The sequence below is a fragment of the Tamlana flava genome (assembly GCF_041287255.1).
GTDB classification, from domain to species: Bacteria; Bacteroidota; Bacteroidia; order Flavobacteriales; family Flavobacteriaceae; genus Tamlana; species Tamlana flava.
Genome location: NZ_JBGGTX010000002.1, coordinates 842,182 through 859,342 on the forward strand (window position 1 = coordinate 842,182; position 17,161 = coordinate 859,342).

The 17,161-nt window shown below is 38.9% G+C and carries 9 protein-coding genes and 2 tRNA genes; 9 read left to right on the forward strand and 2 right to left on the reverse strand.

What is annotated here, in order from left to right; genetic code table 11:
- Positions 1 to 8: 8 nt before the first annotated feature.
- The 9 genes from nhaD to ACB104_RS08275 all read left to right on the forward strand — a co-directional run bounded on the left by nhaD (position 9) and on the right by ACB104_RS08275 (position 13,931).
- Positions 9 to 1,409 (forward strand): sodium:proton antiporter NhaD, encoded by a 1,401-nt coding sequence (gene nhaD / locus ACB104_RS08235; protein WP_370477810.1) that lies wholly within the window; start codon positions 9 to 11, stop codon positions 1,407 to 1,409.
- A gap of 152 nt (positions 1,410 to 1,561) precedes the next feature.
- On the forward strand, positions 1,562 to 2,263 hold the full coding sequence (locus tag ACB104_RS08240) for a MotA/TolQ/ExbB proton channel family protein (protein ID WP_370477811.1): 702 nt from the start codon (positions 1,562 to 1,564) through the stop codon (positions 2,261 to 2,263).
- A gap of 1 nt (position 2,264) precedes the next feature.
- Positions 2,265 to 2,657 carry an ExbD/TolR family protein gene (locus tag ACB104_RS08245; RefSeq protein ID WP_370477812.1) on the forward strand — a complete coding sequence of 131 codons (393 nt, stop codon included), beginning with the start codon at positions 2,265 to 2,267 and terminating at the stop codon, positions 2,655 to 2,657.
- A gap of 46 nt (positions 2,658 to 2,703) precedes the next feature.
- Complete coding sequence (locus tag ACB104_RS08250; RefSeq protein WP_370477813.1) at positions 2,704 to 3,558, forward strand: energy transducer TonB; 855 nt, start codon at positions 2,704 to 2,706, stop codon at positions 3,556 to 3,558.
- Positions 3,559 to 3,563: 5 nt separating this feature from the next.
- Positions 3,564 to 4,781 (forward strand): bifunctional folylpolyglutamate synthase/dihydrofolate synthase, encoded by a 1,218-nt coding sequence (locus ACB104_RS08255; protein WP_370477814.1) that lies wholly within the window; start codon positions 3,564 to 3,566, stop codon positions 4,779 to 4,781.
- A gap of 61 nt (positions 4,782 to 4,842) precedes the next feature.
- Positions 4,843 to 4,917, forward strand: a tRNA-Val gene (locus ACB104_RS08260).
- Between the two features lie 72 nt (positions 4,918 to 4,989).
- A tRNA-Val gene (locus ACB104_RS08265) sits at positions 4,990 to 5,064 on the forward strand.
- A gap of 82 nt (positions 5,065 to 5,146) precedes the next feature.
- Positions 5,147 to 5,917 (forward strand): LuxR C-terminal-related transcriptional regulator, encoded by a 771-nt coding sequence (locus ACB104_RS08270; RefSeq protein ID WP_370477816.1) that lies wholly within the window; start codon positions 5,147 to 5,149, stop codon positions 5,915 to 5,917.
- 469 nt (positions 5,918 to 6,386) lie between these two features.
- Positions 6,387 to 13,931: a MopE-related protein gene (locus ACB104_RS08275; protein WP_370478075.1), complete on the forward strand. Its 7,545-nt coding sequence runs from the start codon at positions 6,387 to 6,389 to the stop codon at positions 13,929 to 13,931.
- Between the two features lie 51 nt (positions 13,932 to 13,982).
- On the opposite strand, the gene ACB104_RS08280 is transcribed toward ACB104_RS08275, so the two are convergent.
- Both ACB104_RS08280 and gldJ read right to left on the reverse strand, forming a co-directional pair.
- A complete protein-coding gene (locus tag ACB104_RS08280) occupies positions 13,983 to 15,266 on the reverse strand; it encodes a UDP-N-acetylmuramoyl-tripeptide--D-alanyl-D-alanine ligase (protein ID WP_370477818.1) in 1,284 nt (427 codons plus the stop codon).
- Positions 15,267 to 15,353: 87 nt separating this feature from the next.
- The gene (gene gldJ / locus ACB104_RS08285) at positions 15,354 to 17,048 is read right to left on the reverse strand and encodes a gliding motility lipoprotein GldJ (RefSeq protein WP_370477820.1); all 1,695 of its coding nucleotides are present in this window, start codon (positions 17,046 to 17,048) and stop codon (positions 15,354 to 15,356) included.
- Positions 17,049 to 17,161 lie beyond the last annotated feature (113 nt).

Here is a 17,161-nt window from a genome sequence, read left to right on the forward strand (position 1 = left end):
GAAAACATATGGAATCAGCAATTATTTTGGTATTTGTAATAGGCTATTTGGGCATTACCCTAGAGCACAGTTTAAGAATAGATAAATTAATACCAGCCTTGGTCATGATGGCTATCTGTTGGGCGTTAATTGCTTTGGGTCTTGAAACCTTCCCGCAATGGTTTGACTCTGGAAACCATGCGCTTTTGGAAGGGTTTGGTGATTTAGGGGCAGATGAGAAGATGCACCTTATGGAAGAAACGCTGCTCCACCATTTAGGGAAAACGGCCGAGATTTTAGTGTTTCTTTTGGGCGCCATGACTATTGTTGAAATTATAGATTATTTTGATGGTTTTTCTACTATAAAGGACTTCGTGAAAACCAAAAAGAAGACAAAAATTCTTTGGATTTTCAGTATTCTGGCTTTTATACTATCTGCTATTATTGATAACCTTACGGCAACGATTGTGCTTATATCAATCCTTCAAAAAATCGTTAAGGAAAGGGATGTTCGTATCTGGTATGCTGGGTTAATCATTATTGCGGCAAATGCCGGTGGTGCTTGGTCTCCAATAGGCGATGTAACGACAACCATGCTTTGGATTGGTAAAAAAGTATCTACAGGTCATTTAATAGGTTATTTATTAGTGCCTTCATTTTTATGTATGGCAGTGCCTACGTTTGTTGCTTCGTTTTTGCCTGCCTTTAAAGGGGAATTGGACGTAGAGGACGTTGAGGAGAAAAAGAAATCACGCTTTAGTGCAACCATGCTTTATTTAGGATTGGGAGCCATCGTATTTGTGCCTATTTTTAAAATGATAACCCATTTACCGCCATACGTTGGTATGATGTTGTCTTTGGGTGTTGTTGCTACATTTGCTGAAATTTACAGCAGTTCAAAATTTAGTATGACTGAATTTCATGCTGAAGAAAGTGATGCCCATGCGCACCATAGCCCCGTACATTATTCATTGTCTAAAATAGAATTGCCTAGTATCTTGTTTTTCCTAGGTATTTTAATGGCTGTTGCCGCATTGGAATCTTTAGGAATTCTATTCGGCTTTGCGGCGTCATTGCAGGAAAATATGCCAATGCTTGGAACAGAAATTCACCCAGGAGGACACGAAGGTGTTTCAGACATCGTGGTGTTGTTGCTTGGTGTTGGTTCTGCGGTAATTGACAACGTGCCTTTGGTGGCAGCTAGTTTGGGTATGTTTCATGAGCCAATGGATAATGAGCTTTGGCATTTTATCGCTTATTCAGCAGGTACAGGAGGAAGTATGCTGATCATTGGTTCTGCTGCTGGTGTTGTGGCTATGGGCATGGAAAAAATAGATTTCTTCTGGTATCTTAAAAAGATAGCTTGGCTGGCTTTAATAGGCTTCTTGGTTGGTGCTGCTGCATTTATGGTAACCAGAACACTATTTTAAATTTACGGTTCAACGATATTCAAAATGGAAAGATTGGTGTTTTTTACCAATCTTTCCATTTTTATATGGGTAAATATTACTGAAAATGATTTTTATTATACTTTAGCAAAAAATCAAGCGTTATACAGATGCGAATAAATTAATAACATTATATGCTTACAACATTAATACAAAACATACAAGAAGGTGCAGAAATGCCAATTGAAGGTGAATCTGTTGAAAAAACACTCTCAATAATAGAATTAATCAGTAGTGGAGGCGTAGCAGGACAAGTTATAATAGCTGTTCTGTTTTTGCTATTGGTAGGAGCTATATACATTTATTTCGAGCGCATTTTCGCAATTAAGGCAGCATCAAATGTTGACGCCAATTTCATGAACCAAATCAAGGATTATGTCAGCAATGGCAAGATTGATTCCGCACAATTGCTTTGCGCACAAGTAAATTCTCCAGTTTCTCGATTAATTGGCAAAGGTATTTCCAGAATTGGGAAACCACTAGCAGATATTAATACAGCCATTGAAAATGCAGGGCGATTGGAAATTTATGGGCTTGAAAAAAACGTAAGCATTTTGGCAACAATTTCAGGGGCCGCACCTATGATTGGATTTCTTGGTACGGTAATTGGAATGATATTAGCCATATTTGAATTGGCCAATGCAGGAGGAACTATTGAGATGGATGTTTTAGCCGGAGGTTTGTATACCGCCATGACCACGACGGTAGCGGGGCTTATCGTAGGTATTGTGGCTTATATAGCTTACAACCACCTAGTGGTTAGAACAGATAAGGTTGTATATCAAATGGAGGCTAATTCGCTTGAGTTTTTAGATCACTTAAACGAACCAATATAATATGAATTTTAGAGGAAGAAATAAGGTTACTCCAGAATTCAATATGTCTTCAATGACCGATATTGTATTTCTGCTGCTGATCTTTTTTATGATTGCTTCTACTTTGGTGACTACCAATGCCATTGATATCATTTTGCCAAAAGCCAGTGGTAAAACTGAAAACAAAAAATCGGTTGCGGTAAGTATAAAAAGCGATTTAACTTATTACATCGATCAAAAGAGGGTTGGTGAAAGCGTTTTAGAGAACGAATTGCTGGCCTTGCTATCGGTAGAAGACAAACCAACCATTGTGTTAAGGGCTGAAAAATCAGTGCCTGTTGAAAATGTGGTTAAGGTGATGGATATTGCCAATAGAAACAAATTCAAGGTTATATTGGCCGTAAAGCCAAACTAAATCTTTCCTTAAAGGCTTAACTCATAATAGTTTGTAAAAAATTAAGATGAAGTATTTTGAAACCAAACACGAACGGAATTCAGCTAAATTAACGGCGTTAATTACGCTTATTATTTTGTTGCTTTTATTTGTGGTTGGTGCAAAATATATGGATCCACCAGAGGAATATGGTGTTGCCGTTAACTTCGGAAATTCAGATTTTGGAAGGGGTAACATACAGCCTTTAAAGCCAGTGAAGTCTGAGCCTCAAAAGGTTAATGAACTTCCGCAACCCGATGTTTCCAAAGCTGAACCAGAGCCTGCCAAAGCTTCTGAAGTGAAAGAAGAGGTATTGACTGCAGATAATGCTGAAGAAATAGCCATTAAAAAACAAAAAGAAGCTGAAGCAAAGGCCAAAGCTATCGCAGAAGCCAAGGCAAAAGCAGAGGCTGAAAGAATTGCCAAGGAAAAACGTGAGCAAGAGGAAAAGAAAAGGAAACTTGATGCTTTGATTGGTGGTGTAAGCAAATCCGAAGGTAGCGAAACAGGTAGCGAAGGTAACGATAATCAATCTGGTGATAAAGGCCAGTTGGATGGAAATCCTTATGCGCCGAGTTACTTTGGAGGACAAGGCACTGGTAGTGGCGGTGTTGGTTATGGTCTGGGCGGAAGAGGAGCACCTTCAAGATCTATATATAAACAAGATTGTAATGAGTCTGGACTTGTGGTGGTTAGAATTGTGGTTAATCAAAGTGGCAATGTTGTAGAAGCCATACCAGGTATAAAAGGAACCACAAACAATGCCCAATGTTTATTGGAACCTGCTAAAAAGATTGCCTTGTCACATAAATGGCCGGCAGATTCAAATGCACCAGCACGTCAAATAGGGTTTGTTAGTGTTAATTTCCAATTAAGTCAATAAATTCAATGACTTATTCAGAGACATTGGAGTGGATGTTCTCGCAACTTCCTATGTATCAGCGCCAGGGTAGCGCGGCTTTCAAAAAAGACTTATCAAACACTTTAAAATTATCAGAACATCTCAGTTTTCCTGAAAAGGATTTTAAGTCTATTCATGTTGCAGGTACAAATGGTAAAGGCTCAACCAGCCATATGCTGGCGTCCATTTTACAAGAAGCTGGCTATAAAGTCGGGCTTTATACTTCTCCGCATTTAAAAGATTTTAGGGAACGGATAAAAATTAACGGTAAAGACGTTAGTAAGCAGTTCGTTATCGGTTTCATGAAACGAAATAAAACCTTTTTTGAAAAGCACCAATTGTCTTTTTTTGAGATGACTGTAGGCATGGCTTTCGATTATTTTTCAAGAGAAAAAGTTGATATTGCCGTTGTTGAGGTTGGTTTGGGCGGCCGATTGGATTCTACAAATATCATCAACCCCGAAGTATCGGTTATTACTAATATAGGGTTGGACCACACTCAATTTTTGGGAGACACCTTAGAGCTAATCGCTTATGAAAAGGGTGGTATAATTAAACCTAATGTGCCGGTTGTTATTGGGGAAACGCAAAAGGAAACGGAAACTGTTTTTAGAGAATTGGCACAAAAGAACCGTGCTGAAATTACGTTTGCTGATGAGAAAAAAAGCGAAAACTATGTCTCTGATTTGGTTGGTAGTTATCAATCGAGAAACATTAAAACCGTTCTTCAAACCACTAAAGTTCTTCGACAGAAAGGATTTCATATTTCTAAGGAAAACATAAAAGAAGGTTTGCTCAATGTGGTTAAAAACACGGGTTTGTTGGGCCGTTGGCAGATTTTAAGCTTAAAGCCCAAAGTTGTTTGTGATACGGGTCATAACAAGGAGGGTCTAACCTATGTTATGAAGCAAATAAATGAAGAGCGATTTCAACACCTTCATATGGTTTTTGGGGTGGTTAACGATAAAGATATAACTTCAATAGTAGATTTATTGCCAAAGAATGCCAACTATTATTTCTGTAAACCGGATATCCCGAGAGGGTTAGATGCCGAGATTTTAAAGGAGCGATTTTCAAAGTATGGATTGATTGGTAAGGCTTACGGTTCGGTTACCGAAGCATATAATTCAGCCTTTGAAAATGCAAAAAAAGATGATTTTATTTTTGTTGGTGGCAGTACGTTTGTGGTGGCAGAAATAATTTGAATTTTTATTGAAAAAGTTTTTGCAATTTTAAAAACTAGCTTATATTTGCACACCTATTTAAGGGCGCATAGCTCAGTTGGTTCAGAGCACTTGGTTTACACCCAAGGGGTCGGGGGTTCGAATCCCTCTGCGCCCACAAAAGCTTCCAGAAATGGAAGCTTTTTTATTTCCTGTGATTAAAAAATCATATATTTATCAAATCATTTAAGGGTCATTAACTCAGTTGGTTCAGAGTGTTACCTTGACAGGGTAGAAGTCACTGGTTCGAATCCAGTATGACCCACTAGTTTGAATTAAGTTTTTATAACTAATTCAAGTTTTCGCAAGTTTTTTTATTACATTTAGTAGCGAAATCTCTCGTTCATATGACTAACGATAAAGTTAAGGCCGCCTATAAAGCAATATTCAAGTCATATTACAGCCCTTCTTTAGAAAAACATATCGAAAAAATAATTGAATTGGATGCGTTTCTCCCTTACAGTTCAACGTTTTTTTGCATCACCAATACCCAAGCCTTGTCTTTTGAGTATGTCAGTAAAAATTTTAAGACGTGTTTAGGGTTAGACAAGAGTGATTTGGAGGTAAAAGGGATGCAGTATTTTTGGAGTAGAATACACCCTGATGATTTGGAACAATGGTTGAAAGCCTTGAATGAATTGATGAATTTTACATTGGCTGAAATTGATTTAGAGGATAGAGTAAGAATGAGCTACACATGGAACTATCGGTTTAAAAATTCCAAAGACGAATACGTTAATATTATCCAAAATACAACGCCTTTAGAATTTGATTTGGATGAAAAGCCAATAATCGGTTTGGCACATTATACAGTTATTAATGCGCAATTAGAGATGCCGGTATGCGCTTCTGCAAAATTCTTAAACGATAATGATGAGTACGATACGGTTTACTATAACAATTTTTCACAAAAGCTATTGACTGATGGGATAAGTAATAGAGAGCGCGATATTATTAGGTTGTTGGCATTAAATTATACCAGTAAGCAAATTGCTCAGAAATTAAACATCAGTTCAAATACGGTGGATACACACAGAAGGAACATCTTAAAAAAGCTTAATATCACCTCAACAGGGGAGCTTATTAGTATGCTAAAAATGAAAAAAATGATTTTTTAGTGTACTGCTTTATTGCTACTCAATTCAAAAGAGTCCTAATTATTTAAGGGTTAATTTAATATTATTCCATTATAAGGTGAGCGTATTTTCTTATTCTTTCTGAATAATTGCGCTTTCGCTTGTGCTTTTTTATCTCTTTTAATAGGCGTTTCAACGAAAATTATTCTAAAATTTATCGGAATACTCAAATTGAGTATTGCTTTTTATGGTTTTCATCCGCAATTTTACGTTGCTATTAATTAGTTCTTTGAGAGGGACCAATGATACAAGTGTCCGTTATATTGTATATGGCGGGCACTTTTTATTTATATTCTGTCCTCTTAAAATTAATAAATCGTCAAGAAAGGTATTTTATCGAAAAAATATTCATGTTTATAAATCTTATGATAGTTTTAAAGACACGGCAAAATTTCATTTAAGATTTTTTCCATGCACATAAAAAACAACTATCTAAACGAAGGTATTGCCTGTGGTGAGAAATTACTATATAGCTCTGTTGCTATTTTTTATGCTGTTTTCAGGTATTTTGAAAGCACAGATTGTCTTTACAGAGAATCTGTCTGTACCTTTTTCTGGGATTCACGAAGGCGGTTCCGATGTTGCCGACATTGATGGCGATGGCGATTTAGACCTTCTAATTTCTGGAGACTTTATTACGGAATTATATACCAATGACGGAGCAGGTAATTTTACCTTAGTGGTTGGAACGCCTTTCCCACCACTTTCGGGATGGGGCGATGTGGCTTTTGCTGATATTGATGGAGACAACGATCAGGATGTTTTAATTTCTGGATTAATAGGGCTTCCCAGTGCGGCTTTTACGGGACTTTACGAAAATGATGGCAATGGCAACTTTACCTTGGTTGCTGGAACGCCATTTCCTGATGTATATAAATCAACAATTGATTTTGCAGATGTAGATGGGGATAACGATTTAGATGTACTTATCACTGGAAGCGGAACAAATAACGCCGCTGCTTATGCAACTTTATATTTAAATAATGGAGCCGGAATTTTTACGGAAGTAATTGGCACACCATTTACACCTACCTACCAAGGGGATGTCGAATTTGAAGATGTTAATGGAGATGGTAATCTGGATGTGCTAATCTGTGGGCTTGGGGGAAGTAGCGCTCATTCTGAACTTTATATTAACGATGGTTCGGGAAACTTTACTTTGGTTGCAGGAACACCTTTTGTAGGTGTTTGGTTGTGCTCCGTCGATTTTGCTGATATTAATGGAGATGGCACCCAAGACCTTTTAATTACCGGAGCAGACTGGTCGGGAGGTGTTGAGTCTACAAAACTTTATGCCAATGATGGCACCGGAACCTTCACAGAAGTTGTTACTCCCTTTGTGCAAGTAGCTGATTCTTCAGTCAGGTTTTTTGATATGGATGGCGACGGCGACCAAGATGTAATAATTACTGGTAATTCAGGTTCTTGGAATACAGAAATTTATAGCAACGATGGCAGTGGTAATTTCTTTAAAGAGTATTGTACACCATTTGCAGGATCTACTGGAGCAGCCATAGCTTTGGCCGATGTTGATAATGATGGTGATGAAGACTTAATGATTCCCGGAAACTGGACATCCACCGGAATATCCACCAAACTATATATTAATAACTCCCAGCCGGGGGGAAGTAGTGCTGCCGCCTACATCACGACTTGGCAAACCACTACGGCTAATGAATCTATAACTATAGGAACAATTGGTGCTGATCCGTACAACTACGATGTGGATTGGGGTGATGGAACTATAACTACAGGTCATGTTGGAAATACCACGCACATTTATACTACAGCAGGTACTCATCAAGTTACAATAAGTGGAATGTATCCAAGAATCTCATTGGCCACTGTAGCTAACGCCAATAAAATTTTATCTGTAGAGCAATGGGGGTGCACTCAATGGGCTTCTATGCAATTTGCTTTTGGTGGAGCCAGTAATTTAGTTATAAATGCTACTGACACGCCAAATCTTACCAATGCCACCTCCATGCGTGAAATGTTTAGTAATGCTTCTGCTTTAGGAGGAGGAACTGGTAATTGGAATTGGGACACTAGTAATATTACTGATATGAGTTTTTTATTTAGTCTTGCTACTAATTTTAATCTTGATATTAGTAACTGGAATACTGGTAATGTTACCAATATGAGTCATATGTTTTCAGCAGCTGAAGCATTTAACCAAAACATTGGTTCTTGGAATACTAGCAATGTAACTACTATGCGATATATGTTCAATGGCGCTATAAGCTTTAACCAGGATTTATCTACTTGGAATACTAGCAATGTTACTGACATGTATAGGACTTTTTGGGGTGCTCTAAACTTTAACCAAAATATTGGAACTTGGGATGTTTCAAATGTGACTAACATGGGACTCATGTTTGCAGGAGCAACCAATTTTAATGGTAACATAGGCACTTGGAATACTAGTAGTGTGACTGACATGCAATATATGTTTCATTTCGCAACTAATTTTAATCAAGATATTGGTGGCTGGAACGTAGCAAATGTAACCAGTATGGTACACATGTTTGAAAGTGCTATCTCCTTTGATCAAGATTTAGGAAACTGGAATATTTCAAGCTTACAAGATGCTTGGGGGATGTTTGTAGGTGCAACTTTATCAATAGCTAATTATGATAGTTTATTAATAGGTTGGAATGCTCAAAACCATCCTTTAGGTTTTAACCCTAATTTTCATGGTGGGTTTAGTCAGTATTGTGCTGGTGAAGCCGCTCGTACTAATTTGATTAATACTATTGGTTGGACCATACAAGACGGTGGTTACGTAGGATCTATATTGGATGATCTTTTAGATCAAACTGTCTCTGGAAGTTTTACCCTACCCACAATAACCGGGACTAACCTGTCTGGCACCGAGGCTTACTATTCAGGTCCGGGTGGAACGGGAACACCATATAATGCTGGTGATGTAATTAACTATGCAGACTTTCCAACGTACCCAGTTACCCTTTACATTTATGATGAAGCCTACCCAGGTTGTGCCGATGAGCAGGACTTTTTATTGACCATCACAGACCCTTTATGTGATTTTATCACCACCTGGCAAACCAGCACGGCTAATGAGACTATTACTATCCCAACAGTTGTAGGGGAAGTTTACAACTATGATGTAGATTGGGGAGATGGCAACGTCACGACTGGCCATACAGGAAATGCAAACCACACATATGCAACTGCTGGCATTCATCAAGTATCTATTTCAGGAACGTTTCCAAGAATACAGATGAATCTTGCTGGTGGTGTCAATGGTCAAAAACTTCTTTCGGTTGACCAATGGGGTTGTGGCCAATGGACTTCAATGAATTATGCACTGGCAGGTTGTGATAATCTTGTTATTAATGCTATTGATACTCCAGATCTTTCTATTGCTTCAGATTTAAGCTGGATGTTTTATCATTGTGATAATCTTGGAAATGGCTCCGGAAATTGGAATTGGGATGTAAGCACTATTACCAATATGCAAAGGGTGTTTGCATTTTGTATTTCCTTCAATAAGGATATTGGTGCTTGGAATACCACTAGTGCAATTAATATGGTTGAAATGTTTCAAAATGCTTCCATTTTCAATCAAGATTTATCGACCTGGAACACAAGCAATGTGTTAGATATGAATAGGATGTTTATGTATTCAACTAGCTTTAACCAAAATATTGGAGCTTGGAATACAGGCAGTGTCATAAATATGGAAGCTATGTTTTCACAAGCCAGCTCGTTTAACCAAGATATTGGAGCTTGGAATACAGGCAATGCGACTAATATGAATAGTATGTTTCATTCAGCCGTAAGTTTTGATCAAGACTTAGGGAACTGGAATGTAGCGAATTTATTGAATGCAGGAGCTATGTTTTATAATGTGACTCTTTCTATTCCTAATTACGATAGTTTATTGATAGGCTGGGATGCACAAATACTTAATCCTAATTTAAACTTTCATGGTGGCTTTAGTCAATACTGTGCAGGGGAACCAGCTAGAACCAACATGATAAATACCGATGGCTGGAGCATTCAAGATGGTGGTTATGCCGGTGCAACAGTTGTTGACCTTTTAGATCAAACAGCTATAGATACTTATACCTTGCCAGCTATTACTGGTACTAACCTTTCTGGCACCGAGGCTTATTATACTGGCACGGGAGGTACCGGCAACATGTACAACGCTGGTGATGTGATTAATGTGACTGACTTTCCAAGTTACCCCATAACCATCTATATTTATGATGAAGCTTATCCAGGGTGCAGTGACGAGCAGGACTTTTTATTGACTATAACGTGTAGTACCCCTTGGTATGCCGATGCAGATAATGATGGCTATGGTGATCCTAGCAACAGCATAGTGACCTGTACACCGCCGCCTGGCTATGTTTCGGACAATACCGATTGTAACGATACAAATGCGACAGTTAACCCAGGGGCGCTTGAGCTTTGTGATGGCATTGATAATAATTGTGACGGCCAAATAGATGAAGGTTTTGCTGATACTGATGGTGATGGTCTTGCAGATTGTATAGATTCCGAAACCTGTGATGGTCTTGATAATGATGGTGATGGTGCTGTAGATGAAGGCTTTCCTGACACCGATGGGGATGGTATTGCAGACTGTATGGATATAGAGGAGTGTGATGGATTGGATAATAATGGGGACGGGGTTGTAGATGAAGGTTTTGCTGATACCGATGGCGACGGTGTTGCCGACTGTGTTGATGTGGAAGTATGCGATGGCTTGGACAATAACGGCGATGGACAAATAGACGAAGGCGTAACCACTACCTATTATGCCGATACAGATGGTGATGGGTTTGGAGATGCTACCAATAGTATTGAGGCCTGTTTACCACCACCGGGCTATGTGTTGGATAATAACGATTGTAATGATACAAATGCTTTAGTTAATCCTGGTGCAATAGAAATTTGTAATGGTATAGACGATGATTGTGATGGACTGGTTGATGATGACGATCCTGATGTTACTGGTCAAAACACCTGGTACCTGGATAGCGACTCGGATGGGTTCGGTGATGCCGCCAATAGTGTTTTGTCTTGTAATCAGCCTACGGGTTATGTTCCTGACAATACAGATTGCGACGATGCCAATGCTAACGTTTTCCCTGGAGCTACAGAAGTTTGTAACGGTATTGACGACGACTGCGATGGTTTAGTTGACGATGCCGATCCTGATATCGCCGATCAGGGCATTTGGTATCTGGATGGCGACTCGGATGGATTCGGTGATGCCACCAATAGTATTTTGTCCTGTAACCAGCCTGCGGGTTATGTTCCTAATAACACGGATTGTGACGATGCCAATGCTAATGTTTTCCCTGGAGCTACTGAAGTATGCGATGGCGTTGATAATAATTGTGATGGACAGATAGATGAGGGCGTAACAACCACCTACTATGCAGATACAGATGGTGATGGTTTTGGCGATGTCTCCGACAGTCTTGTGGCATGTTCTGCACCGGTGGGCTATGTTGCTGATGATTCCGACTGCGATGATACGAATGCAACTGTATACCCAAATGCGCCTGAGCTATGTGATGGTATAGATAATGATTGTGATGGACAAATTGATGAAGGTGTTACCACAATTTATTATGCGGATACAGATGGAGATGGTTTTGGGGACATATCCGTCAGCCTAGAGGCTTGTTCTGCACCGGTGGGCTACGTGAATAATGATTCCGACTGCGATGATACGAATGCAACCGTCTACCCAAATGCACCCGAACTTTGCGATGGTATAGATAATGATTGTGACGGAATGGTAGATGAAGGCTTTCCTGACACCGATGGGGATGGTATTGCAGACTGTATGGATATAGAGGAGTGTGATGGATTGGATAATAATGGGGACGGGGTTGTAGATGAAGGTTTTGCTGATACCGATGGCGACGGTGTTGCCGACTGTGTTGATGTGGAAGTATGCGATGGCTTGGACAATAACGGCGATGGACAAATAGACGAAGGCGTAACCACTACCTATTATGCCGATACAGATGGTGATGGGTTTGGAGATGCTACCAATAGTATTGAGGCCTGTTTACCACCACCGGGCTATGTGTTGGATAATAACGATTGTAATGATACAAATGCTTTAGTTAATCCTGGTGCAATAGAAATTTGTAATGGTATAGACGATGATTGTGATGGACTGGTTGATGATGACGATCCTGATGTTACTGGTCAAAACACCTGGTACCTGGATAGCGACTCGGATGGGTTCGGTGATGCCGCCAATAGTGTTTTGTCTTGTAATCAGCCTACGGGTTATGTTCCTGACAATACAGATTGCGACGATGCCAATGCTAACGTTTTCCCTGGAGCTACAGAAGTTTGTAACGGTATTGACGACGACTGCGATGGTTTAGTTGACGATGCCGATCCTGATATCGCCGATCAGGGCATTTGGTATCTGGATGGCGACTCGGATGGATTCGGTGATGCCACCAATAGTATTTTGTCCTGTAACCAGCCTGCGGGTTATGTTCCTAATAACACGGATTGTGACGATGCCAATGCTAATGTTTTCCCTGGAGCTACTGAAGTATGCGATGGCGTTGATAATAATTGTGATGGACAGATAGATGAGGGCGTAACAACCACCTACTATGCAGATACAGATGGTGATGGTTTTGGGGATGTCTCCGACAGTCTTGTGGCATGTTCTGCACCGGTGGGCTATGTTGCTGATGATTCCGACTGCGATGATACGAATGCAACCGTATATCCCAATGCGCCGGAACTTTGTGATGGTTTAGATAATCATTGTGATGGACAAATTGATGAAGGTGTTACCACAATTTATTATGCGGATACAGATGGAGATGGTTTTGGGGACATATCCGTCAGCCTAGAGGCTTGTTCTGCACCGGTGGGCTACGTGAATGATGATTCCGACTGCGATGATACAAATGCAACCGTCTACCCAAATGCACTCGAACTGTGTGATGGTATAGATAATGATTGTGATGGACAGATTGATGAAAATGTTACCACAATTTACTATGCGGATATGGATGGCGATGGTTTTGGAGATACTTCCAACAGTGTAGAGGCTTGTTCCCAACCATTAGGTTATATTGATAATGATTCCGATTGTGATGATACGAATCCAACCGTATACCCCAATGCTCCAGAACTTTGTGACGGGCTGGATAACAATTGTGACGGATTGATTCCAGAACCCCAAATAGAAGATTTAGAAAATCAAACGGTAATCAATAGTTTTACATTCCCATTTATCGATGGGTTGAATTTATCAGGTAATGAAGCATATTACACAGAACCAAATGGTAATGGTACGATATACTATCAGGGGGATACCATTTATTTTACTGATTTTTCAGTTTACCCTATAACATTTTATATTTATGATATTGGGAGCTCAGGATGTGATTCTGAGGAAAATTTTGAACTCATTATCATTGAATTGCTTCCGTGTACTTCAATAAATAATCCTGTGCCAAATGAAACTGCTGTTCCCATTGATACTGATCTGTCATGGCAGTCAGTGCCAAATGCCATAGGGTATATATTGTCAGTGGGGACAAGTCCTGAAGGTACAGATATCATTAATGGATTAGATTTGGGCAATACCTTAAATTTTGATTTTTCAGACGACTTGCCTTATAATACGGAAGTTTATGTTAATGTAGTGCCGTATAATGATTCGCAAACAGCTTTAGGGTGCTCAGAATATAGTTTTGTAACTGAAAGGGAACAAGTTCCACCACGATTCTTTACACCTAATAATGATGGTAACAATGACACATGGGTTGTTCCAGATCGATTAAAAAGTATTAGCCATATCGACATATATGATCGTTACGGTAAACTGCTAAAAGAGATAAGGGATACTGAAATGGGCTGGGATGGTACTTACAATAACACTTTAATGCCAGACAGCGATTATTGGTATGTAATTATATATAAGGATGGCAAAGTGTTGAAAGGCCATTTTAGTTTGGTGAGATAAAAGTTAATTTGGTTTTATTGTGCTGTCATGAAACTTAAACAAGCTTTAAAATTAGTTTAACAATTCTAATATTCGCTCCAGAGCCATTCCCCGAGAGCCCTTAATTAAAAGTGTGGTACTTTTAATGTTTTGTAAATCGAAGTTGGATTCAAATTCAGAAAAGGATTTGTACTGTTGTACTGTTTTAGAGGAGATTGTTGCTTTGTAAAAATTTTCACCCACAAAGATAATTTTGTCAATCTCCATTGAGGTTGCCAAATCGGCAATATTTTGGTGCTCTTGTTTGGCTTCATTGCCTAGTTCAAACATATCGCCCAAAACAGCTATTTTTTTCCCGGGTTGTTGTTCAAAATTCAAAAGGGCGGCATTCATACTGGTAGGATTGGCATTGTAGGCATCCAAAATAATTTTTGTCGACCCTTTTTGAATAATCTGGGAGCGGTTATTTGAAGGTGTATAACTCTCAATGGCAGTTTTTATAAGGCCATCTTCAACCTTAAAATAGTTGCCTATGGCAATGGCCGCTGAAATATTATTAAAATTATAGTCACCTATAAGTTGGCTTTTTATTTCCAGGCCATTATAATGGCATGTTACAAAGGGTTGTGCTGCTTTAAATTCTATGTTCACATCCAAGGATTCATTTCTGTTTCCAAATGAAAATGTTGTGGCATTTTTGGTTTTTTCAATCTGAATGGCATCGCTGGTATTTATAAAAATGGTTTTGTTATGGGCAATAAGGTGGTCATACATTTCGCTTTTGCCTTTAATGACCCCTTCAACTCCACCAAAACCTTCCAAATGGGCCTTACCGAAGTTGGTTATATAACCATAATTGGGTTTCGCGATATTGCATAAAAACGCAATTTCCTTTAAATGGTTGGCACCCATTTCAACAATGCCTATTTCTGTTTTGTTGGTCATGGAAAGTAAGGTTAAAGGAACACCAATATGGTTATTCAAGTTGCCAATGGTTGCTGTTGTTTGATATTTTTGCGAAAGAACGACGTTAATAAGTTCTTTTGTAGTGGTTTTTCCATTACTGCCTGTTAAGGCAATTATAGAAACCTTTAAGTATTCTCTATGGAATAATGCCAATTCTTGAAGTGTTTTTAGAACATCGCCAACCAAAATGGTTTGAGATGAAGTATTGTAAGCTGCTTCATCAACTATGGCATATTTTGCACCAATTTCAATTGCTTTTTCGGCATATTCATTGCCATTAAAGTTTTCGCCTTTAAGGGCAAAGAACATATCATTTTTTTGAAGTTTCCTTGTATCGGTGCAAACAGCATTGCATTTTAAGAAAAGGCTGTGTAAGGCTTTTATTTCCAAATGAAATTTATTTTATTAAAAACTAAATGTATTAAAAAAGTCCTGACTTCAGGCCAGGACTTTTTTAAATTATTTTAAAACTAAGGTTTAGTTTTTCTTTTTGTTTTTTGATTTGCTTTTTGAACCTACGCGAGACATCGCACATCTAAATCCAATATAGTCTGTCGCCATATCTTGTGGGAAGTAGCGTCTTTGAGCAGGGTCTAACCAGTACTCTCTGTCTTTCCAAGAACCACCTTTGTAAACTCTAACTTCGTCGTTAATTAAGGAAGATCTGTCATTCGTTTTATCGTACTCTCTTATTATATTTCCTAGAGAATCCCTTGAAATACTGTGTTTCGGAGAGTTGTACATCTTTCTTGTTTGGGAAGCTTCACTGTCTTCATTTTCCTCGTCATCGTTAAAGCTTTCATAGTAACGAGATGAACGCTTGTCACCGTCCCTAAAGTTAATTTCGTTGCTCTTATCAAAGTTTGTTCTTAAATAAGTTTCGTTTTCATCAACAGGTACTTGTAATATTTCGCCTGGCAAATTTCTAGCAACTACTTTACCATTCGATATCGTATCGTAAACAATATCATCAACAGTTACAATTTTTACAGTGCCATCTTCATCTAATGCATTTTTTGTGTAAACATTACCACGGTAGTAGTTAAAGTCGTTAAACTCATCATCTACTATAGGTCTGTAAACGTCGGCAACCCATTCGGCAACGTTTCCGGCCATATCATATAAACCATAATCGTTTGGCTCATAAGATTTAACAGCGTTTGTGATATCTGCACCATCATCAGACCAACCTGCAATTCCGCCGTAATCACCTTTTCCTTGCTTAAAGTTAGCTAATTGGTCACCACGATATTTTCTTGAACCGTTACGGGTATATTGACCATCCCACGGGTATTTTTTACGTCCACGGTATAAGTTGTAGGCTCTAATTTCACTTAAACCCAGAGCTGCATATTCCCACTCCGTTTCAGTTGGTAGCCTGTACTTTGGAGAAATAATTCCAGTTTCAACAGTAGCATAAACCCCGGTTTCGTTACCATCGGCATCAACTCTTAAATTTCGTCTTCCACGACCATCGGGTCTTGTAATTTCTTCGTTACCGCCATAGGTTAATGATGGGGCATTAATGTATGTGTCTGTACTGAAAGTCTGTTCAGCATCTACATCGGTAACTTTGGCATCACGCTTTAGATAGCCAGCTTTTTCCAAGTTGTATTCGTTAACACGGTCTGAACGCCAGTTGGCAAACTCAACAGCTTGAATCCAGCTTACACCAACGACAGGGTATTCACCATACCCAGGATGGCGTAAGTAGTTGTCTGTCATAACCTCGTTAAACCCTAAACGGTTTCTCCAAACTAAAGTGTCTGGAAGAGCACCATGGTAAATGGCTCTAAAGTTTTCTTCTGAAGGTGGGTAAACACGTTTAATCCAATCCAAGTATTCCATATACATGGCATTGGTAACCTCGGTTTCATCCATATAAAAAGATTGCACGTGCTGCTGATTTGGGCTATTGTTCCAATCATGCATAACGTCGTCTTGAACACGTCCTTTAGTAAATGTACCGCCTTCGATAAAAACTAAACCAGGGGAAGTTTCTTGTTCTTTGAAATCGGTATTGTATTGAAATCCGCCCTCTCTAGAATTGATTTGCCATCCAGTAGCTCTGGAGCTGTTCTTAGAACTCGAAGATTTCTTGCAACTAGTTGTAGAAACTATTAGCGCTAAAACCAATAGAAACTTTAATGCTACTACGTTTTTCATATCCATACTTTTAAGTAAGCTAATAAATTTTGGTGGTGCAATATAATAATTAAACCTTACAATGCAAGCTATTTTTTGCATTTTAACCAAAAAAAAGTGTATTTCATCCTATTTTTTGG

What these genes read in the sequence shown, in the direction of transcription:
- nhaD (WP_370477810.1), top strand. Translation starts at nt 9, where the DNA reads ATGGAATCAGCAATTATTTTGGTATTTGTAATAGGCTATTTGGGCATT.
- ACB104_RS08240 (WP_370477811.1), top strand. Translation starts at nt 1,562, where the DNA reads ATGCTTACAACATTAATACAAAACATACAAGAAGGTGCAGAAATGCCA.
- ACB104_RS08245 (WP_370477812.1), top strand. Translation starts at nt 2,265, where the DNA reads ATGAATTTTAGAGGAAGAAATAAGGTTACTCCAGAATTCAATATGTCT.
- ACB104_RS08250 (WP_370477813.1), top strand. Translation starts at nt 2,704, where the DNA reads ATGAAGTATTTTGAAACCAAACACGAACGGAATTCAGCTAAATTAACG.
- ACB104_RS08255 (WP_370477814.1), top strand. Translation starts at nt 3,564, where the DNA reads ATGACTTATTCAGAGACATTGGAGTGGATGTTCTCGCAACTTCCTATG.
- ACB104_RS08270 (WP_370477816.1), top strand. Translation starts at nt 5,147, where the DNA reads ATGACTAACGATAAAGTTAAGGCCGCCTATAAAGCAATATTCAAGTCA.
- gldJ (WP_370477820.1), bottom strand. Translation starts at nt 17,048, where the DNA reads ATGGATATGAAAAACGTAGTAGCATTAAAGTTTCTATTGGTTTTAGCG.